Annotated in this window: 15 protein-coding genes; 6 read left to right on the top strand and 9 right to left on the bottom strand. The window is 55.1% G+C overall.

Annotated elements, in window-relative coordinates:
* Nucleotides 1–344: 344 nt before the first annotated feature.
* Both pssA and ilvC read right to left on the bottom strand, forming a co-directional pair.
* The gene (gene pssA, locus IEW65_RS16525; RefSeq protein ID WP_188640553.1) at nucleotides 345–1,232 is read right to left on the bottom strand and encodes a CDP-diacylglycerol--serine O-phosphatidyltransferase; all 888 of its coding nucleotides are present in this window, start codon (nucleotides 1,230–1,232) and stop codon (nucleotides 345–347) included.
* Between the two features lie 149 nt (nucleotides 1,233–1,381).
* Complete coding sequence (gene ilvC / locus IEW65_RS16520; RefSeq protein ID WP_188640552.1) at nucleotides 1,382–2,398, bottom strand: ketol-acid reductoisomerase; 1,017 nt, start codon at nucleotides 2,396–2,398, stop codon at nucleotides 1,382–1,384.
* Between the two features lie 194 nt (nucleotides 2,399–2,592).
* Here ilvC and ilvY point away from each other — a divergent pair, with 194 nt between their 5' ends.
* Nucleotides 2,593–3,480: an HTH-type transcriptional activator IlvY gene (ilvY, locus tag IEW65_RS16515; protein ID WP_188640551.1), complete on the top strand. Its 888-nt coding sequence runs from the start codon at nucleotides 2,593–2,595 to the stop codon at nucleotides 3,478–3,480.
* A gap of 95 nt (nucleotides 3,481–3,575) precedes the next feature.
* On the opposite strand, the gene ilvN is transcribed toward ilvY, so the two are convergent.
* The 5 genes from ilvN to rluD all read right to left on the bottom strand — a co-directional run bounded on the left by ilvN (nucleotide 3,576) and on the right by rluD (nucleotide 10,707).
* Nucleotides 3,576–4,067 carry an acetolactate synthase small subunit gene (gene ilvN, locus IEW65_RS16510; RefSeq protein ID WP_030074339.1) on the bottom strand — a complete coding sequence of 164 codons (492 nt, stop codon included), beginning with the start codon at nucleotides 4,065–4,067 and terminating at the stop codon, nucleotides 3,576–3,578.
* Nucleotides 4,067–5,791: an acetolactate synthase 3 large subunit gene (locus IEW65_RS16505; protein ID WP_229755604.1), complete on the bottom strand. Its 1,725-nt coding sequence runs from the start codon at nucleotides 5,789–5,791 to the stop codon at nucleotides 4,067–4,069. Before IEW65_RS16505 ends, ilvN begins: the two co-directional genes overlap by 1 nt.
* A 498-nt stretch (nucleotides 5,792–6,289) precedes the next feature.
* The gene (gene clpB, locus IEW65_RS16500; protein ID WP_188640549.1) at nucleotides 6,290–8,869 is read right to left on the bottom strand and encodes an ATP-dependent chaperone ClpB; all 2,580 of its coding nucleotides are present in this window, start codon (nucleotides 8,867–8,869) and stop codon (nucleotides 6,290–6,292) included.
* A gap of 126 nt (nucleotides 8,870–8,995) precedes the next feature.
* Nucleotides 8,996–9,751, bottom strand: coding sequence for a peptidoglycan editing factor PgeF (pgeF, locus tag IEW65_RS16495; protein ID WP_188640548.1), 756 nt, complete (start codon nucleotides 9,749–9,751; stop codon nucleotides 8,996–8,998).
* Nucleotides 9,748–10,707, bottom strand: coding sequence for a 23S rRNA pseudouridine(1911/1915/1917) synthase RluD (rluD, locus tag IEW65_RS16490; protein ID WP_188640547.1), 960 nt, complete (start codon nucleotides 10,705–10,707; stop codon nucleotides 9,748–9,750). Before rluD ends, pgeF begins: the two co-directional genes overlap by 4 nt.
* Nucleotides 10,708–10,904: 197 nt before the next feature.
* Between rluD and IEW65_RS16485 the strand changes: the two genes are divergently transcribed.
* From IEW65_RS16485 to IEW65_RS16475, 3 genes are all read left to right on the top strand, one after another.
* Nucleotides 10,905–11,717, top strand: a complete 813-nt coding sequence (locus IEW65_RS16485; protein WP_188640546.1) for an outer membrane protein assembly factor BamD — start codon at nucleotides 10,905–10,907, stop codon at nucleotides 11,715–11,717.
* A 238-nt stretch (nucleotides 11,718–11,955) separates the two neighbouring features.
* On the top strand, nucleotides 11,956–13,665 hold the full coding sequence (locus tag IEW65_RS16480) for a methyl-accepting chemotaxis protein (RefSeq protein WP_188640545.1): 1,710 nt from the start codon (nucleotides 11,956–11,958) through the stop codon (nucleotides 13,663–13,665).
* Nucleotides 13,666–13,748: 83 nt separating this feature from the next.
* On the top strand, nucleotides 13,749–15,905 hold the full coding sequence (locus tag IEW65_RS16475) for a putative bifunctional diguanylate cyclase/phosphodiesterase (protein WP_188640544.1): 2,157 nt from the start codon (nucleotides 13,749–13,751) through the stop codon (nucleotides 15,903–15,905).
* Nucleotides 15,906–15,932: 27 nt separating this feature from the next.
* Here IEW65_RS16475 and IEW65_RS16470 read toward each other — a convergent pair whose 3' ends face one another.
* Nucleotides 15,933–17,567, bottom strand: a complete 1,635-nt coding sequence (locus tag IEW65_RS16470) for an NAD+ synthase (RefSeq protein WP_188640557.1) — start codon at nucleotides 17,565–17,567, stop codon at nucleotides 15,933–15,935.
* A gap of 145 nt (nucleotides 17,568–17,712) precedes the next feature.
* Here IEW65_RS16470 and IEW65_RS16465 point away from each other — a divergent pair, with 145 nt between their 5' ends.
* The gene (locus IEW65_RS16465) at nucleotides 17,713–17,976 is read left to right on the top strand and encodes a PP0621 family protein (RefSeq protein WP_188640543.1); all 264 of its coding nucleotides are present in this window, start codon (nucleotides 17,713–17,715) and stop codon (nucleotides 17,974–17,976) included.
* An 18-nt stretch (nucleotides 17,977–17,994) separates the two neighbouring features.
* Here IEW65_RS16465 and thiO read toward each other — a convergent pair whose 3' ends face one another.
* Nucleotides 17,995–19,092, bottom strand: a complete 1,098-nt coding sequence (gene thiO, locus IEW65_RS16460; RefSeq protein ID WP_188640542.1) for a glycine oxidase ThiO — start codon at nucleotides 19,090–19,092, stop codon at nucleotides 17,995–17,997.
* Nucleotides 19,093–19,208: 116 nt separating this feature from the next.
* On the opposite strand from thiO, the gene IEW65_RS16455 reads away from it, so the two are divergent.
* Nucleotides 19,209–19,739: a GspH/FimT family pseudopilin gene (locus IEW65_RS16455; RefSeq protein ID WP_188640541.1), complete on the top strand. Its 531-nt coding sequence runs from the start codon at nucleotides 19,209–19,211 to the stop codon at nucleotides 19,737–19,739.

Raw genomic sequence — 19,739 nt, 5'->3', positions numbered from 1 at the left:
CTTGATATTTGGTGATTTATCACCCTCATCGGCAAGCGCCCACATGAATTACCTGATCAAATTGTTAAAGAGCGTTTTCGCTGCGCTGGCCCGATGACCTGGACCGTGTTGCCTCAGCGAGGAAGGCGTATTCTACGCACTTCCTGGTGTTTGTCAACCGCTGTTTTCAGCGAGTGAAGCGAGCGACTCAATCTATAACAAGACGGCTCTAACTTCCTGACAAACCAGAGGTTTTTCAACCTCTTTCACCGCTGGTAACGCTTGGCGTCCCCGGCAGCGGATGCGTACTTTACGGATTCACGGCCGGGTTGGCAAGAGCTAATGTGAAAAAGTTTTCAAAAAGTTCAGTGCTTGGGTTTTGCCTTACGCATAACGGCCAGCACCGGCCCTGAGCACACATAAGCAGCAAATAGCAGCAGCAGCATAACAGAGGGCTCTACCGAGATCATGACGAACCCTAGAACCACCGCTAGTAGTACCACAAAAGGCACCGGCTTCTTAAAGTCCAGATCCTTAAAGCTGTAGTAGCGGATATTACTCACCATCAGGATACCGGCTGCGCCCACGACTACTAGCATCAACAATTTGAAACCAAACGCGTCGGCATCAAAGCTGTGAAATGTCCAAACACTGGCTGCGACCAATGCCGCCGCTGATGGGCTGGGCAAACCGATGAACCATTTTTTATCAACGCTGCCAATCTGTACGTTAAAGCGCGCCAAACGTAACGCAGCACAGGCGACATAGAGAAACGCGACGACCCACCCGGTTTTACCGATGTCTTGCAAAATCCAGGTAAAGGCAACGAGCGCAGGTGCCATCCCAAACGAGATCATATCGGCGAGACTGTCGTACTCCGCGCCAAACTCACTCTGTGTATTGGTCATCCGGGCAACACGCCCATCTAACCCATCGAGCACCATGGCGATAAAAATAGCGACCGCTGCGGAAGTGAACTCACCGTTAATCCCGGCGACAACGGCAAAGAAGCCAGAGAAGAGCGCAGACGTCGTAAATAGGTTAGGCAAGAGATAGATACCTTTACGACGAATCTTCTTACCATTTTCGACGGCCTCTTCCACCACTTCGGTTTCGCGCAGAAAAGCGGCCGCCAAGTCTTCATTGCCGACGGGCTCATCACTACTCGATGCTTGCTGAGGTGACTCACCGTTGGTCGAAATATCTGAAGGCGGCGTCTTTGCGTGCTCTTGGTCGCGAGCATCCTGGGTCATAAGTGTCATCCATTTGAAGTGAAGTCACATAAAAAGTGATCTCTTCTCATTCTACACGGTGACGCCCAAGCAGCCAGCCTATTGCCGCGGACAACGAAAAACGCCCCGAGGCATGGAGCTCTCGGGGCGTTAGCAACTCAGTGCAACAATTAGTTTTTAGACTTATCAACCAACTGGTTGGCAGCAATCCACGGCATCATACCGCGCAGCTTGGCACCGACTAATTCGATTTCATGCTCAGCGTTCAGGCGACGACGCGCTGTCATGGATGGGTAGTTGGTGTTGCCTTCCTGGATGAACATCTTGGCGTATTCGCCGGTTTGGATGCGCTTGAGTGCGTTACGCATGGCAGCACGAGACTCATCATTGATGACTTCAGGGCCGGTCACGTACTCACCATACTCTGCGTTATTAGAGATGGAGTAGTTCATGTTGGCGATGCCGCCTTCGTACATCAGGTCAACAATCAGCTTGAGCTCATGCAGACACTCGAAGTAAGCCATTTCCGGCGCGTAGCCAGCTTCTGTCAGCGTCTCAAAACCCGCTTTTACCAGCTCAACCGCGCCGCCACACAGGACCGCTTGCTCGCCGAACAGGTCAGTTTCTGTTTCGTCTTTGAACGTAGTTTCGATAATGCCGCTGCGACCACCGCCTACACCGGCAGCATAAGAGAGCGCCAGCTCTTTGGCACTGCCAGATGCATCCTGATGAATGGCGATCAGGTCAGGAATACCGCCGCCTTTTACGAACTCAGAGCGAACGGTGTGGCCCGGCGCTTTCGGCGCGATCATGATCACGTCGAGGTCTTTGCGCGGCTCAATCTGGTTGTAGTGAATATTGAAGCCGTGGGCGAACGCCAGCGTCGCGCCTTCTTTCAGGTTCGGCTCTACTTCTTGCTCGTAGATAGCCTTTTGGTTTTCGTCCGGCGCCAGAATCATGACCACGTCAGCGGTTTTGCACGCTTCCGTCACGCTCGCCACTTTTAAACCAGCCGCTTCTGCTTTCGCTGCGGAAGAGGAGCCTTTACGCAGCGCCACGGTGACGTCGACACCAGACTCTTTCAAGTTGTTGGCGTGGGCATGCCCTTGAGAGCCGTAACCAACGATAGTGACTTTCTTGGCTTGGATCAGGGACAGGTCGCAATCTTTGTCGTAATAAACGTGCATGGCGAGACTCCAGAAGTCGGTGTTATCAAATTTTTATAGCGTATAGGTCAGCGTTGATGGCCACCCGTGCCGTCTTATGCAGCACTGGGATTCGGCGTTGAGGTCACTCTACGACAGCGCAGCCATTGCGTAAAACGCTATGTTTGCAACATACTATTTCATATTATGAAATTACGCCTAGGATGTCGGTCGTTATGGATTTTCGCCTACTCAAGCACGTGATCACTCTGGCTGACACGCTACATTTTGGCCGCGCCAGCGAGCTTTGCCACATTAGCCCCTCAACGCTCAGCCGCTCTATTCAGCAGGTGGAAACTGAGCTGGGCACTCGCCTGTTTGAGCGGGACAACCGGCACGTGACGCTCACACCTCAAGGCATCACGTTCCAGCACTACGCCCGAGAGACGCTAGAGCAGTGGGAAACGCAAAAGCGCACGCTGGCCGCCACCACGGCTCAGCTCAGTGGTGAAATCAGCATTTACTGCTCTGTGACGGCCAGCTATAGCTTTCTGTATGCGTTATTAAGCGATGTGCGCACACGCCATCCCGGTATTGAATTAAAACTGCATACCGGCGACCCCGCCGATGCGATGTCGAGAGTACTGGAAGGCGCAGACGATATGGCGATTACGCCTCGCCCGCGTATTCCACCTAGCGCGCTGGCCTTCAAATCTTTGACCCGCTCGCCGCTGCTGTTCATCGCCCCCACCGAGCCCCATGCGTGGCTGCCACCTCAGCCAGAGAGCTCTACCGCCGAGCAGTGGCAACACGTGCCGATGATTTTGTCGGAAGCCGGGCTATCCAGGGAGTATGCCAATACGTGGTTTAAAGCGATGGGCATTTCGCCACGCATTTACGCCCAGGTGGCAGGCCATGAAGCGATTGTCAGTATGGTGGGGCTAGGCTTTGGCGTCGGCGTGGTGCCCAAAATTGTGCTTGATAACAGCCCACTAGCAGAACGGGTCCAGGTGCTGAACGTTAAACCTGAGCTACCGCATTACGATGTAGGACTTTGCGTACTCAATCGGCGGCTAAAAAACCCGATCATTGATGCTTTTTGGGCAGCGGTAAACGCGCGCTGACGCGCTGGGTGGCAGGGCATCACGCATAAAAAAGCCGCCCAACAGGGGGCGGCTTTTCACTGGCGCAACGAACAATGACAGCAGTAAAGCGCCGCTTACAGAGACAGCACTTTATCGCCACGGGCAATACCAGACACCCCGGTACGCGCCACTTCTAGAATACCTACTGGCGCCATGGCCTGTAAGAAGGCATCTAACTTCGAAGCGTCGCCGGTAATCTGCACGGTATAGAGGCTCGGCGTCACGTCGACGATCTGCGCCCGGAAGATATCCACCGTGCGCTTCACTTCATCGCGGGCAGCGCCAAGCGCTTTCACCTTCACCAGCATCAGCTCACGCTCAATGTGGTTACCTTCAGTGAGATCCACCAGCTTGACCACATCAATCAGCTTATTGAGGTGCTTGGTGATCTGCTCAATGACGCGGTCGTCGCCCACCGTGGTGACCGTTAGGCGTGACAGCGACGGATCTTCCGTCGGTGCCACGTTCAGCGTTTCGATGTTGAAGTTACGCTGGGAGAACAGTCCGACCACACGTGACAGCGCACCCGGTTCGTTTTCCATCAGAATCGAGATGATATGACGCATCAGGTACGCTCCGTTTTAGACAGCAGCATGTCACGCATAGCACCCAGCGGTACCTGCATCGGATAGACGTGCTCATGGGGGTCGACCTTTACATCCAGGAAGACCAACTCATGCTTGTTGGCAAAAGCACGCTCAAGTGCCGGTTCCAACTCGTCTAGCGTCCTCACGGTGATGGCGGTGAACCCGTACGCCTCAATCAGCATATGGAAGTCAGGCAGCGACTCCATATAAGAGTGCGCATGGCGAGATTTGTAGTTCAAATCCTGCCACTGGCGCACCATGCCGAGCGATGCGTTGTTCAGGTTGACGATTTTGACGCCCACGCCGTACTGCTTACAGGTAGAGAGCTCCTGCATCATCATCTGGAAGCTGCCTTCACCGGTGACACACACCACATCGTCTTCCGGGAAGTTTTGTTTGATGCCCATGGCGGCCGGGAAACCGAAGCCCATCGTGCCTAGCCCGCCCGATGTAATCAGACGATTCGGCTTATCAAACTTGTAGTACTGGGCAGCAAACATCTGGTGCTGGCCAACGTCCGTGGTGACGTACGCTTCGCCGCGGGTGACTCGGCACAGCGCCTCGATCACTTCTTGTGGCTTGAGTACTTCGCCCGGCTTAGAAGGCTCGTAGAGCTTGCCTTCACGCTCGGCGCGCCAGCCGTCAATTTTCTGCCACCAATCGGTGAGCGCTTCAGGATGCGTGATGGCCTGGCCCTGCACCAAGCTAATCATTTCATTAATGACGCTAGAGGCTGGCCCCACAATCGGCACATCGGCGCGCACGGTTTTAGACACCGAGCTTGGGTCCACATCCACGTGAATAATCTTCGCCGTTGGGCAGAACTTCGACGTGTTATTGGTCACTCGGTCATCAAAGCGCGCGCCAATCGCAATAATCAAATCGGCGTGATGCATGGCCATATTAGACTCGTACGAGCCGTGCATCCCCAGCCAACCTAAGCATTGACGGTCGCTTTGCGGATAAGAGCCAATACCCATCAGCGTGGTGGTAATCGGGAAGCCCAACTGCTTCACCAAGTCGGTCAAGCCTTCGCTGGCTTTGCCCGTGACCACCCCGCCGCCGGTATAAAACACCGGGCGCTTGGCTTTTAACATCATCTCAACAGCTTTTTTGATTTGCCCTGTATGGCCGCGGGTAACCGGGTTATACGAACGCAGTTTGACCTTTTTCGGATAAACGTATTCGTAACGCTCGGTGGGAGCCGTCATATCTTTGGGAATATCCACCACCACCGGGCCGGGGCGACCCGTCGATGCCAAGTAGAAGGCTTTTTTCAGCACTTCCGGGATTTCAGACGGATGACGAATCGAGAAGCTGTGCTTCACGATCGGGCGCGTCACACCGACGATATCGGTTTCTTGGAAAGCATCATCACCTATTAGGTGACTCATAACCTGCCCGCATAGCACTACCATAGGAATGGAGTCCATGTAGGCAGTGGCAATGCCGGTGACCGCGTTAGTCGCGCCAGGACCAGAGGTCACCAGCACCACGCCGGGCTTGCCGGAGGCACGGGCATAACCGTCGGCAGCGTGGGTGGCTGCCTGTTCGTGACGCACAAGGATGTGCTTCACCTTGTCCTGACGAAACAGCGCATCATAAATATGCAGCGCTGCGCCACCGGGATAACCATAAATGTACTCAACGCCCTCATCTTGCAAGAAGCGGGCGATCATATCTGCGCCGGAAAGCAGTTCCACTGTGTTTCTCCCCTGGAGGTCTCGAGTGCGAGCCGCAGGACATCCTGCGGGGTCGAGTGCGGCGGTATGCCGCTGCCGGCTCATGCCGGCACCTGATGCCAAACCCTGGCAATATGGCCCGGTTAGGGCCTGCACTCTCATCGGGAACGCTCATTAATGGAAGCATTAATAAGCGCTTCCCTTACACGGCGGTTTGCCATGTCGGGGCGTTGGCCAGGTCAGGCGGTTAGCCCAAGCCCGGAAGTCCTTCGGCGGGTAAAGGCATTTGCCTACCCTTCGCGCGGTGATGAGGGGTTGCCCGTTGATTCCGCGCCCGCAAATCAGGAACCCACAAGATTCCATTAGCGCCCTTAGCCTGTCAACCTCCGATCTGACCAAACGCAACAAAGGTCGCAGTCCGTGCCAAAAAATGCCCTGCCAACGGTGCTGACAGGGCATTTTGTCTATTTCATTGCGCAACTACTGCCGTGGCGCAACGGATTCAGCGTGACGGTGTGATTAGCCAAACACGAGCTTGCCCTCGCTGGCACTAATATGGATCGTATCGCCAGGCGCATACTTGCCCGCTAGCAAATCTTGCGCCAGTGGGTTTTCAATCCGGCTTTGAATCGCCCGCTTCAGTGGCCGCGCGCCAAATACAGGGTCAAAGCCCACCACCGCCAGCTGCGCCATGGCGTCGTCGCTAATCTCCAGTCGCAGGTCGTGCTCGGCCAAGCGACCCTTCAGGCGCTCTAACTGAATACCGGCAATGGCCTGGATCTGCTCTTGGCCAAGTGCGTGGAATACCACGACCTCATCAATACGGTTAATCAGCTCAGGGCGGAAATGGTTCCCGACCACCTCCATGACCGCATTTTTCATCAGCTCGTAGTCGTTATCATCCCCGCCCATGCGCTGAATAATGTCTGAGCCCATGTTAGAGGTCATTACAATCACCGTGTTACGGAAGTCGACCGTTCGGCCCTGACCATCGGTTAAGCGGCCATCTTCCAGCACTTGCAGCAGAATGTTGAACACATCCGGATGCGCTTTTTCCACTTCATCCAGCAGCAGCACCGAGTAGGGCTTACGGCGCACGGCTTCGGTCAAGTAACCGCCCTCTTCATAGCCGACGTAGCCGGGGGGTGCGCCGATCAAACGGGCCACGGAGTGCTTCTCCATAAACTCCGACATATCGATGCGCACCATGGCTTCTTCCGTATCAAATAAGAAGTTGGCCAGCGACTTACACAGCTCGGTTTTGCCCACCCCGGTCGGGCCGAGGAACAGGAACGAGCCATTAGGCCGGTTCGGGTCGGCAAGGCCCGCACGGGAGCGGCGCACCGCGTTAGCCACCGCCTCTACCGCTTCATGCTGGCCAATGACACGCTCATGCAGCGCGTCTTCCATGCGCAACAGCTTGTCCCGCTCGCCTTCTAGCATTTTGGACACAGGAATGCCGGTCCAACGGGAAACCACCTCGGCAATTTCCTCCTCCGTGACATTCGAGCGCAGCAGCTGATGGCTGGCGGTATCCGCCTCCCCCTCGCCTGCCTCGCTGATTTTTTTCTCCAGCGCGGGGATCTTGCCGTACTGAATTTCCGACATGCGGCCTAAATCGCCCTGGCGGCGAGCCTGCTCAAGATCAATACGCGCTTGCTCAAGCTCTGCCTTAAACTGCGCTGCGCCTTGGATACTGGCTTTTTCCGCTTTCCAGATCTCATCCAGGTTGGCGTATTCGCGCTCTAAGTCATGAATTTGATGATTCAGCGCTTCCAAGCGTTTCTTAGTGGCTTCGTCGGTCTCTTTCTTAAGCGCTTCCCGCTCCATTTTGAGCTGGATGAGACGACGGTCCAAGCGGTCCATCTCTTCAGGCTTGGAGTCCAGCTCCATGCGAATCCGCGAGGCCGCTTCATCAATGAGGTCGATGGCCTTATCTGGCAACTGGCGGTCGGTGATGTAACGCGTTGAGAGCTTAGCTGCGGCAATAATGGCCGAGTCAGTAATATCAACGCCGTGGTGAACCTCGTAACGCTCTTTCAAGCCACGCAGGATTGCGACGGTATCCGCTTCAGAGGGCTCATCGACCAGCACTTTTTGAAAGCGACGTTCAAGCGCGGCATCTTTTTCAATGTACTTGCGGTATTCGTCCAGCGTGGTTGCGCCCACGCAGTGCAGCTCGCCACGGGCCAGGGCGGGTTTGAGCATATTGCCCGCATCCATCGCGCCTTCGGCCTTACCGGCACCCACCATGGTATGCAGTTCATCAATAAACAGGATTACCCGGCCCTCTTCTTGCGAGAGCTCTTTAAGCACGGCTTTTAGGCGCTCTTCAAACTCACCACGGAACTTGGCACCCGCTAATAGGGAACCCATATCCAAAGAGAGCACGCGCTTCTCTTTTAAGCCCTCGGGCACTTCGCCGTTGACAATACGCTGGGCCAAGCCTTCGACAATCGCGGTTTTACCCACGCCAGGCTCACCAATTAATACCGGGTTATTTTTGGTACGACGCTGCAATACCTGAATCGTACGGCGGATTTCGTCGTCGCGGCCAATCACCGGATCGAGCTTGCCATCCAACGCGCGCTGGGTCAGATCCATGGTGTATTTGGACAGCGCTTCCCGCTGCTCTTCTGCGTTGGGGTCATCTACCTTAGCGCCACCGCGCAGGCTGTTAATCGCCGCCTCTAAGCTTTTACGACTCAGCCCCGCTTCCTTCATCACCTTGGTCAGGGCGCTGTTCATTTCCAACGCGGCCAGCAGCGCTAGCTCAGAGGCAATGAACTGGTCACCGCGCTTTTGCGCTTCACGGTCGGTTAAATTCATCAGCTTGACGAAGTCACGGGAGGGTTGCACCTCGCCATCAAACTGACTCACTTTAGGAAGGTCATCTAACTGGCGCTGCAGGCCATCACGTAAGCGCGAACTGCTGCCTTCGGCTTTTTCGATCAGCGCTTTAATACCGGTGTCTTTGGTATCCAGCAGGGCCAGCAAAAGATGTGCAGGATCAAGTTGATTGTGGCCACGGCCTACTGCAAGTGACTGTGCTTCCGCCACGGCGGCCTGTAATTTGGCAGTGAATTTATCAAATCGCATGGAGTGCCTCCTGGGGGAGCCGTGCGTTTGGACCCACGGCGCTTCCCGATAACCTGTCGTTGAACGTGCTAAAAACGATTAGCTTGACAAGTTAAATGGCGTCATATCCGCGTATTTCAAGTGGCCTTATTTGATCCAGATCACGCTTGCCATGCGACCCGTGCTGCCGTTGTCTCGGCGGTAGGAGTAAAAACGTGATTCACAGGCAGTACAGAAATGCCCGCCACTGATGTTATCAATCCCCAAGGCCTCTAACCGAAAGCGCGCTAATCGATATAGATCAGCCATGTAGTGACCAAGCCGGTAAGGACTGTGGTCGAACGCTTCAGCAGTATCAGGATGTATCCCGACAAAGGCTCCATACACCTCAGGCCCCACTTCAAATTGAGCGTTAGAAATAGCGGGGCCTAACCACACAAGAATATCGTTAGGGTCGCAGTTCATTGCAGCAACTGTGGCTTCCAGAACGCCGCCTGCCAGCCCCCGCCACCCCGCATGGGCCACAGCCACCTGCGTGCCCTGACGATTGCAGAACAGTACCGGCAAACAATCCGCCGTGAGTACCACACAGGCATACTCGTTGCTGCTTGCTACGGCCGCATCGGCATCAGGCGCGTCGCCCTGATACTCCTGCTGCACTCTCGCCCCATGGGTTTGATTGAGCCACAGCAGCGGTCGCTCATCGCCAATCTCTTTTTGCAGCATACGCCTACACAGCGCTACATGGTCGGCGTTGTCGCCTACATGGGCCGCCGGATTAAACGCAGCAAAATCGTTTTGGCTTGGCCCTGCTTCCCGCGTGGTAACAAAGGCCCGCACGCTGGCTGGGGCGGGCCAATCCGGTAGCAGCAGCGTGGGCCGAAGATGGATAGCATCGCTCATCGCATGGTCTCGTTATCTTCGCGCAGGTAATCCAACAACATAAGCAGGTCGTCGGGCAGATCTACTTGAAATGTCAGCGTCTCGCCACTGACGGGATGCACAAAGCTCAGCTTGCGGGCATGCAGCGCCTGGCGCGGAAACTCACGCAGAATTTCTTTTAGCGGCCCGGCAGCCCCCGGCGGCAGCTTGGCACGACCGCTGTAGAGCGGGTCGCCAATCAGCGGGTAGCGCGCATGGGCCATGTGCACACGAATCTGATGGGTACGCCCGGTTTCAAGCGTACAGCGCACGTGCGTATGGGCACGAAAACGCTCCACCACACGAAAGTGCGTGACCGCGGGTTTACCGGAGACGGTGACGGCTTGGCGCTTACGATCTTTGGGGTGGCGTCCAATCGGCGCGTTGATGGTACTGCCTGCGACGGGCTTACCCATCACCACCGCGTCGTACTGGCGAGACACGCTGCGCGCCTGGAGCTGTTCAACCAACGCGGTTTGAGCGGGCAGCGTTTTGGCCACCATCATCAACCCCGTGGTGTCTTTATCTAAGCGATGCACGATACCGGCTCGTGGCACCTCAGCAAGACGCGGGTGGTGATGCAACAGCGCATTAAGCAGCGTGCCGTCGGGGTTTCCGGCGGCGGGATGAACCACCATACCCGCCGCTTTATTGATGACGATGACGTCTTCATCTTCATAGAAAATATCGAGCGCAATATCTTGGGGCTCAAAACGCGTGTCTTCTTCAATGGTGGCTTTCAGCACCAGCATTTCGTGGCCATGCAGCTTGGCTTTTGGTTTTAACTGGGTACCATCGACGGTGAGTTCACCGGCGTTGATCCACGCTTTCAAGCGCTCGCGGGAGTACTCACTGAACAACTCCGCCGCCACTTGGTCAAAGCGTGCACCGGCTAATGACGCGGGCACCCGCTGCGTGGCTTCAACTATACGAGACATGAATAACCTCTCTAAGACGCAAACAGCCCCACCTAAGTATTGCGCAGCTAAGAAAACTTGCGATACCAACGTGTCGCTAAGCCTGCGTTTTACCTCTAGGTGTTTTATAGTGGGCTAACTGCGACCTATTCTACCATTTCTACTTATGGCCATCGTCGCTTTTCGGTGATTGAGGCTTGTTTGCAACGAGGATGATGATGCGCGTTTTTTCCGCTGCCCACCGCTTTGGCGCCCTAGCCTTGAGCCTTGCCCTGTTAGCAGGCTGCGCCAGCAATGACACCACCCCGGAAGAAGATGATGAGTTTGCGGGTGTACAGGAGCGCGAGCTTTATGAGCTGGCACGCACCGCGCTCGATAGCAACCGCTTCCCGATTGCTATCGAGCGCCTAGAGGCTCTTGATACCCGTTACCCGTTCGGCCCCCATGCTGAGCAAGCCCAGCTAGAGCTGATCTACGCCTATTACGAGAACAGCAATTGGGAAGAAGCTCGCGCTGCCGCCAGCCGCTTTATTCGCCTGCACCCCGACCACCCGCAGGTGGATTACGCCTACTACCTACGTGGGCTTTCTGCTTGGCAGGCGGGTCGCTTCAGCTTGGAGCGTCTGCGTTTGATCGACATCTCCAAGCGCGACCTAGGTGCCTCGCGGGATGCGTATAACGACTTCCGTGAACTGATCCAGCGCTTCCCGCAGAGCCAGTATGCACCGGACGCTCAGCAGCGCATTGTGTATTTGCGTGAGCTATTAGCGCGCCACGAACTTCACGTAGCCGATTATTACTTACGTCGTGGTGCTTTTTTAGCAGCCGTTGAGCGAGGCCGCTGGGTTATCGAAAATTACCCGGAGTCCAATGCCACCCGCGATGCCCTGGCCATTATGGTAGAAGGCTATCAGGGCCTAGGCATGAGTGACCGTTCCAATGAGGTGCTCGCGGTGCTGCGTGAAAATGCGCCTGACCATGAGCAGCTTGATAATGGCCGTTTTAGGCCGAAGCATGGTAGTAGCAACTAACCGTTGAATCAGGCGGCTAGCGGCGATAACGCTTAAGCTGTACAATCTTTCGATTCAGAAAACCACGCTACGGCGTGGTTTTCTCGTTTATGCCTAATAAAAACTTATTTAACAAAAACTTAAGAAAGCCCAAAAACACCAATAATCATACATATATTGTACAAAATTTATATCCGACGCTATGATCCCTCTGCCGAACATAATAAAGCGCCTGCACGGCGCCTAAGGAGCCTATTGCATGACCTCCCTAATGAAACGACTCTCCGGAACGAAAATAAGCACTCGCCTAACGACTGGATTCTCTATTTTGCTGGCACTGCTGGTGCTACTTACCGTCGCGGGGGTATTACAGGTCAATCAAATTGACCGCGGCCTGAGTGAGATTAACGATGTCAACGGCGCTAAGCAGCGTTTGGCCGTCAGCATGCGCGGCAGCGTCCACGACCGCGCTATCGTATTACGCGATATTGTCATTACCTCAGGCGACGGCAATTTAGAGCCTTTAAGCCGTGAAATGACTCGCTTGCTTGAGACCTATGAAACTGCGCGCCGCGAGATGCAATCCCTTAATCAACAGCACCCTGCTTCCGAGCAAGAGCGTCAGATCTTAAGTAGCATTGATGATCAATTCGCCACCACTCTGAATTTATCGCAACAGGTTGTCGCCGCACGCGACATTGATGAGTACGCACGCGCTCAAACAATCATGCTAGAGCAGGCTGGCCCGGCTTACAGCGAGTGGTTGAGCCGCATCAATCAGTTTATTGATCTCCAAGAACAGATTAACGACGCCACCACTGCTGATGCCCGAGCGACCGCTTCTGGCTTTCAGATGCAAATGCTTGGTTTAACGCTATTTGCTCTACTCATTGGCGCGTTCATTGCCATCTTCCTATCTCGCCAACTGCTACGTGAATTAGGGGCAGAACCCTACGAGGTGAAGGCTTTTGCCCAAGCCATCGGCCAAGGCAAGCTCGCCACCAAGGGACGCCTTAAAAAAGGCGATACCCGTAGCATCATGGCTTACCAAGTGGAAATGGCGAAGCATCTACAAGATATCGTGACGCAAGTCCGCGCTTCAGCTGAGGCGGTTGCTTCCAACAGTGAGCAAATTGCAGAAGGCAACAATGACCTCGCCTCTCGCACCGAAGAGCAAGCCAGCGCCCTCGCTGAAACCGCTTCCGCCATGGAAGAACTGAACAGTACGGTGAAGCAGAACGCAGACAACTCCGAGCAAGCGAGCCAAGAAGCCGACAGCGCCTCGAAAACAGCCAGGCGTGGCGGTGAGGCCGTGCATCAGGTGGTTGCCACCATGAACGATCTCAATAAAAGTTCTCAAGAGATCGCAGGCATTATCTCCACCATCGACTCTATTGCTTTCCAAACCAATATCTTAGCGCTTAACGCCTCAGTGGAAGCCGCTCGGGCAGGTGAGCATGGCCGCGGCTTTGCCGTGGTCGCTGAAGAGGTTCGCAAGCTGGCCCAGCGCAGTGCTGACGCCGCCCGGGAAATCAACAATCTGATCAGCAGCAACCTTGAGCGCGTTAACCATGGCAATGAGCGCGCCGAGGAAGCCAGCAAATCCACCGAAGAAATCGTCGAAGCGATACAACGCGTGACCACCATCATGCAAGAGATTAGCAACGCCAGCGCCGAACAGAGCGCCGGGGTACAAGAAGTGGGCCAAGCGGTCACTGAAATGGATCAGGTCACGCAACAGAACGCATCGCTGGTGCATGAAAGCGCCACGGCGGCTAATAACCTGCGCCAAAATGCGCATCAGTTGCTGCACGCAATGGAGGCGTTCAAGCTACCCAACACCTCAACACCGAGCACTCAACACCGCGCGAATCCTGCACCCTCACTACAGCGCCCTAACGCGCCCACAGCGCCTACATTGCCCGCCGCCAAATCCAGCGCGTCTGAACCCGAATGGGAAAGCTTCTAAATAAAACGCCTTATCTGCCGTTAACTATTTAGAAAGGCCGTGGTGTTCTACACCACGGCCCACCGCCTTCCTTAGAGGTTACTATGAAACCTTCGCAAAGCCTGTTCATGGTGTTTCTTTTACCGATCTTGATGGTGGTACTGCCGATACTGCTACTGCTGGGACTAGCCACACAGGTATTCAAAGAGCAGTCGCTACAAAATTATCAATTACAATCCGACGACCTGGACACCCTGGTTCAGATGGCCACGTTTGACCGCCAGTTGGGTGATCTGCATCAGCGTATGACCGAGGTATTCAGCCGCGCTGAAGCGACCAACCTAGGCGCGATGCAGCGCTACTCGGAGTACGGTTTAATCAACCAAGAGCTGTCGCGTATTGGTGAGAGCATCGATCAGCTAGCCTCCTCTCCGCTGATTTTTGACCTCAGCCAAGAGAGCGCCGATACGCTGCAGCGGGCATTTCACGAATATCGTCGATTTGTCAGTATGGCCAATGAATCTGCCACGCTTAACCAGGGCGACCCTGGATTTTATCTTCAAGCAGCCCAGCGCCACTTCACCACGTTTAGCCTGTTCTCTCAGCAGATTTTTGAAGCACTCACACAACGCGCCAGTGACCGGCATCGCGAGTCCTACGCCGATCTCACCCAATCGCGCAACTCCACCCTATGGATGGGGCTGGGGCTATTTGCGCTGCTGATTAGTGCGGCGTTTCTTGCTGCCTGGCGCATCAACCAGCGATTAATGACAGTAGGAGACGCTATTTTAGCGCTCTCTGATAGTCGTCAGGAGCTTCCCGATTTGCATGGGGTAGAGCGTTTAAGCCAGCAGCACAGTGGACCACTTCAGCGCATTGCCCTATCACTGCTCTCGTTTCGCGAAACAGAACAACAGCGCAGGGATGCAGAGCAACAAGTCCATCAGTTAGCTTATTACGATACGCTGACCGACTTACCCAACTGGCGCTTAATGAAGGAGCACTTACAGCACTCCTTGGAAACCAACAGCCAAACCGACACCTTCGGGGCGCTGGTCTATGTGGATGTGGATGAGTTTAAACGCATCAACGATGGTATCGGCCACCTTGCAGGAGACAACCTCCTCAAACAGATGGCTCAGCGGCTGAAAGAACTTGAACAGCAGGGCTGCACCATTGGCCGACTCAGTGGCGATGAGTTCGTAGTGATCATTGACGGGCTGGATAGCGATAAGCTAAAGGCTGCCGAGAAGGCCGAGTTTTTTGCCCAGCAGATTAACCATTCGCTAACGCAGTCTTACTGCCTGGATGGCCAACACCAGTATCTCAATGTCAGCCAAGGGCTGGTGCTGTTTAAAGGTGTCGATGACAGCGTCGATCAACTTTTCCAGTACGCCAACTCTGCCGTTCATCTTGCGAAACGGGATGGTCAAAATAACATCCGTTTTTACGACCCCGCTGTCCAAGCCCAGCTTGAAAGCCGCACAGAGCTCGAACGAGACCTTCGCTTAGCCATTGAGCGGGAAGAGTTTGTGCTGGTGTATCAAATGCAGGTGGATAGCCAAGGTCGCGCTATTGGCGCAGAAGCCCTGATTCGCTGGCAACATGCTACTCGCGGGTTTGTCTCTCCTGGCACCTTCATACCGCTCGCAGAAGAGACCGGACTGATTGTGCCGATCGGCACTTGGGTACTGCATGCCGCCTGTGAACAGCTAGTAATGTGGCAGGCTGCGGCACATACAAAAGACTTGGTACTGGCTGTCAATGTCAGTGCGAAACAGTTTCAGCAGCCGAATTTTGTTGACGAAGTGGCAAACGCCCTGGAATTAAGCGGTGCCTCGCCTCACAAGTTAAAGCTTGAACTCACTGAAAGTACCGTGATCGGAAAAGTGGAAGATACGATCGCCCGCATGCACCAACTTAAGGCGCTAGGTATCAGCTTCGCCATGGACGACTTTGGCACCGGCTACTCCTCACTGCAGTACTTGAAACGTCTGCCGCTGGATCAAATCAAGATTGATCAATCCTTCGTGCGGGACCTTCATCAGGACGAGGATGATATGGCCATTGTCGAAACGATCATTGCCATGGGACGTTCATTGGGCCTGAACGTCATTGCCGAAGGAGTGGAGACCATGGAGCACTGGCGCTATCTCAACGAGCACCAGTGTCATGCTTACCAGGGTTACTACTTCTGCAAGCCAGTGGCAGCGGAAGAGATGGCCAAACACTGCTTGGCCCCTCCTCCCGTGCTGTCATAACCCTGTACCGATGTGTATCCGGGCGCGCTAGTCGCCCGGCTGCCAACCGTTCACGATGGGGTAGCGACGGTCACGCCCGAAGCCTCGCGGCGTGACCCGCACCCCAACAGGGGCTTGGCGGCGCTTGTACTCGCAGCGATCTACCAGCTTCACTACTTTGTAAACGTCCTCTTCATCAAAGCCAGCGGCAATAATCGCTTCGGCGCTCATATCCCCTTCAATGTAGCTGACCAGGATAGCGTCCAGCACGTCATAGTCAGGGAGTGAGTCACTATCCTGCTGATCGGGAGCAAGCTCCGCACTGGGCGGACGCTCAATGACCCGCTCGGGTATCGCGGGAGACTGCGTATTGCGCCAGCGCGCTAAGCGATACACCCAGGTTTTATAGACATCCTTGATGGCGTTATAGCCGCCCACCATGTCGCCATACAGCGTAGCGTAGCCCACCGCCATTTCGCTTTTATTGCCAGTGGTCAGCACCATTAGGCCTTTCTTGTTGGAAATGGCCATCAGCAGCACACCACGGCAGCGCGACTGCAGGTTCTCCTCCGTGGTATCGCGCTCGGTTCCGGCAAAGCTTTCCGCCAAGGTGCCCATAAAGGCTTCCACCATCGGCTCAATGGGCATCACCTCATAGTGCACGCCCAGCAGGTTCGCCTGCTCAGCGGCATCCTGTTTAGAGATATCCGCCGTGTAGTGGTAAGGCATCATCACTGCCTGCACACGCTGCGGCCCTAACGCATCCACCGCAATGGCCAGCGAGAGCGCAGAGTCGATTCCACCAGAGAGCCCCAGCACCACGCCCTGAAACCCGCTTTTATTGACGTAATCACGCAGGCCGGTCACCAGCGCGCAGTAGAGGCTCTCTTCTGGCTCTACATCGGGCTCGATCTCCCCCGCCTGGGGTTCCCAAGTCTCTGCACTGGTTTGCAGCAGTTGCACAGGCATTAAGCCCGCCTGCCAATAGGGGGCGAGGACTTTTAGCTCGCCGTTAGCGTCGACACAGCTAGAGCCACCGTCAAACACCAGCTCATCCTGGCCGCCAATCGTATTGACATAAATAATCGGCCGCTGCACATCTTGGGCACGCAGCGCTAAAAGGCGCAGCCGCTCGGCGGGCTTATCCTGATGGTAAGGCGAAGCATTCAGGCTAATGAGCACTTCAGCCCCTGCCTCGCGGGCCGCTTTAACCGGTGCACCTTCCCATAGGTCTTCACAAATTAGCAGGCCGAGCTTGGCACCTTTATGTTCGTACACCAGCGGCTCAGTGCCAGGCGTGAAATAGCGCTGCTCGTCAAACACTTGATAGTTAGGCAGCGCCTGCTTGGCGTATTCCGCCTCCCACTGGCCGTTATACAGCACGCCTGCCAAGTTATAGCACTTACCTTCGCGCACGCCGGGGTAGCCAATAATTACCAGCACATCGCGGGAGATCTTTTCCGCCATTTTGGCACGCGCTGCCCGCAGCCGGGTTTCCATGGAGGGGCGCAGCAGCAAATCTTCCGGCGGATAGCCAGATAAAAAAAGTTCAGGGAAGACAACGATATCCGCCCCATGCTCAATCCTCGCTTCACGCACAGCCTCAATGGCGCGCGCGGCATTGCCGGGAATATCTCCCACTAGAGGGTCGAGTTGGGCCATTACCAGCGTTAAGTCTTGCATGGGCGTTAAAATCTCTTGAGAATCTTTGGAATACGGTAGCATCTACATCATAGATGCATTGTCCCGCAAGGCGTGCCCAGTGGCAAAGGCCAAGCAGCCACTGACATCTTGCAACCGCGTTTTCCCACTTAGGGAGCAATTGAGGATGAATCTATTGATCATTCGGCTGATTATTTTTGCCGTACTGTTTTACGCAGGCCTGAAACTTTACGGTATTTACCGTCAGCGTAGGCTGACCCACCAACAACAGACACCTCCTCGCCACGAGGGTGGAAAAATGGTGCGCTGCCGTTGGTGTGATGTGCATGTGCCGGAGAGCGAAGCACTGCGCGACGCGGAACAGTGGTTCTGCTGCAGCGCGCACCGCGACCGTTTTCTTCAAGAGCAAGAAGACAACGGCAATCGCTAAGACACGCCTTCTTCGTATTTACGCCAACCGTGTGGCCGTTGGCTGGTAAGGCGTAGCATCCATCAGTGGCTGACGCCCAAGCAACTGATCCACTAACAGGTGCGTTGATGCAGGCGCTAACACCAGACCGTTACGGTAGTGGCCTGCATTGACAAACACGTTCGAAAAATCGGGCAGCGCACCAATAAAAGGAATGCCCTCTGGCGAGCCTGGACGCAGTCCCGCCCAGTGGTATGCCACGGGGTAATCGGCCAGCGCGGGTATCATGTTTTCCGCGCTTTGCTTGAGCGAAGCGAGAGCCTCTTCATCGGTGGTTTTATCAAACCCTGCCTCTTCCAGCGTCGAGCCCACCAACAGCAAGCCGTCACCGCGTGGAATCACGTAGCGGCCATCTTTCAGCACCACGCGCTTTACTAGCCCCGCTGGCGCTTGATAAGCAATCATCTGCCCTTTTACCGGTCGAACCGGCAAGCGCACGTTTAATCCTTCCAACAATTGAGCTGCCCAAGCACCACCGCACACCACCAACTGCTCAGCAAACTGATCACCTTGGCTGGTCGTCACCCCCACCACACGCCCCTGACGCTGAATAACCCCCTGCACGCTGCACTGCTCTAACAGGGTGACACTGGGCATAGCGGCCAAGCGCGCCCGCAACGCTTGGCCTAACCGCGGGTTACGCACGCTGCCTAAGGTAGGCATCCAGAGCGCACTGCCTTCTGGAGCGGCTGCGCCAGGCTCTTTTTGATGTACAAAGGCAGCATCAACGCGCTCCAGCGGCTTACCTAACTGACGCGCCCAATGAAGGGCGGCGTCATCGTCATCAACATTTAAATAGAGCAACCCTTTTTGACGATACTCAGGGTCAATACCGGTCTCTTCCAGCAAGCGCAGGGCTAGCGTGGGGTAAACCCCCTCGGACCAGCGAGAGAGTTGAGAAACCGGCTCACCATATCGCCAAGGGTAGAGCGGCGACACAATACCGCCACCCGCCCAGGAAGCCTCTTTCCCACATATCCCACGCTCCACCAGCGTCACCTGCTGGCCAGCGTCGGCTAGCTGCAGTGCCGTCATCATCCCAATAACGCCACCACCAATAATTAAGAGATTGCTCACAACGATTGTCCGTTTTGGCTTACATAAAAAGCGACAAGTGCCTCTTAGGATAAACATCAGCACTGCGACGTTCACCAGCGCAACGAGCATAACGCTCGCCGACAAGGGGTCAAGCGATGGAGTTCTACTACACCGAAAACAGCCGTTACACGTACTTTCGCAATGGTTTCACGCTGATAGAAATGTTGATAGCGTTGCTGCTCATCACGACCATGATAGCGTGGCTAACCCCCAGCGTTCAGGCGCTTGGCCATCATAGCGTGCTCAATAGCGAAGTGAGCCGCCTACGCTCTGCCTTTGCATTAGCAAGGCATACCGCTATTTCACAGCGCATGAAAGTCACCGTGTGCCCAGCCAGCCCTAGTTTCACAGCGTGCTCTCACACGTGGGGAAACGCGCTGTTAATTATTAAGGGAGACACAGAAAAGGGTATTCATCCAGAAAATATTGTGCGGATATTTCCAGAGCAGATAGGGGCTTACACCACCTACAGCCGTGGCTGGCAAAGAATCAGTTATAACGCATTAGGACACGCCAGTGGCTATAACGGCAGTTTTGATATTTGCGCTACCCGAGAAGAGGGGAAACGGCTAGTGCTCAGCCAACTGGGAAGATTACGTGTGGAGAGCGCACCTATCGGCTGCTAA

Source organism: Vreelandella lutescens, from assembly GCF_014640815.1.
Classification (GTDB): domain Bacteria; phylum Pseudomonadota; class Gammaproteobacteria; order Pseudomonadales; family Halomonadaceae; genus Vreelandella; species Vreelandella lutescens.
Note: the sequence above shows the minus strand (reverse complement) of the source record. Positions and strands in the feature narration are given on the sequence as shown.

Coding starts and splice junctions, on each gene's coding strand:
- IEW65_RS16465 (WP_188640543.1), top strand. CDS start 17,713: ATGAATCTATTGATCATTCGGCTGATTATTTTTGCCGTACTGTTTTAC.
- IEW65_RS16455 (WP_188640541.1), top strand. CDS start 19,209: ATGGAGTTCTACTACACCGAAAACAGCCGTTACACGTACTTTCGCAAT.
- ilvN (WP_030074339.1), bottom strand. CDS start 4,067: ATGCGTCATATCATCTCGATTCTGATGGAAAACGAACCGGGTGCGCTG.
- ilvY (WP_188640551.1), top strand. CDS start 2,593: ATGGATTTTCGCCTACTCAAGCACGTGATCACTCTGGCTGACACGCTA.
- pssA (WP_188640553.1), bottom strand. CDS start 1,232: ATGACCCAGGATGCTCGCGACCAAGAGCACGCAAAGACGCCGCCTTCA.
- rluD (WP_188640547.1), bottom strand. CDS start 10,707: ATGTCTCGTATAGTTGAAGCCACGCAGCGGGTGCCCGCGTCATTAGCC.
- IEW65_RS16470 (WP_188640557.1), bottom strand. CDS start 17,567: ATGCAAGACTTAACGCTGGTAATGGCCCAACTCGACCCTCTAGTGGGA.
- ilvC (WP_188640552.1), bottom strand. CDS start 2,398: ATGCACGTTTATTACGACAAAGATTGCGACCTGTCCCTGATCCAAGCC.
- IEW65_RS16485 (WP_188640546.1), top strand. CDS start 10,905: ATGCGCGTTTTTTCCGCTGCCCACCGCTTTGGCGCCCTAGCCTTGAGC.
- IEW65_RS16480 (WP_188640545.1), top strand. CDS start 11,956: ATGACCTCCCTAATGAAACGACTCTCCGGAACGAAAATAAGCACTCGC.
- pgeF (WP_188640548.1), bottom strand. CDS start 9,751: ATGAGCGATGCTATCCATCTTCGGCCCACGCTGCTGCTACCGGATTGG.
- IEW65_RS16475 (WP_188640544.1), top strand. CDS start 13,749: ATGAAACCTTCGCAAAGCCTGTTCATGGTGTTTCTTTTACCGATCTTG.
- clpB (WP_188640549.1), bottom strand. CDS start 8,869: ATGCGATTTGATAAATTCACTGCCAAATTACAGGCCGCCGTGGCGGAA.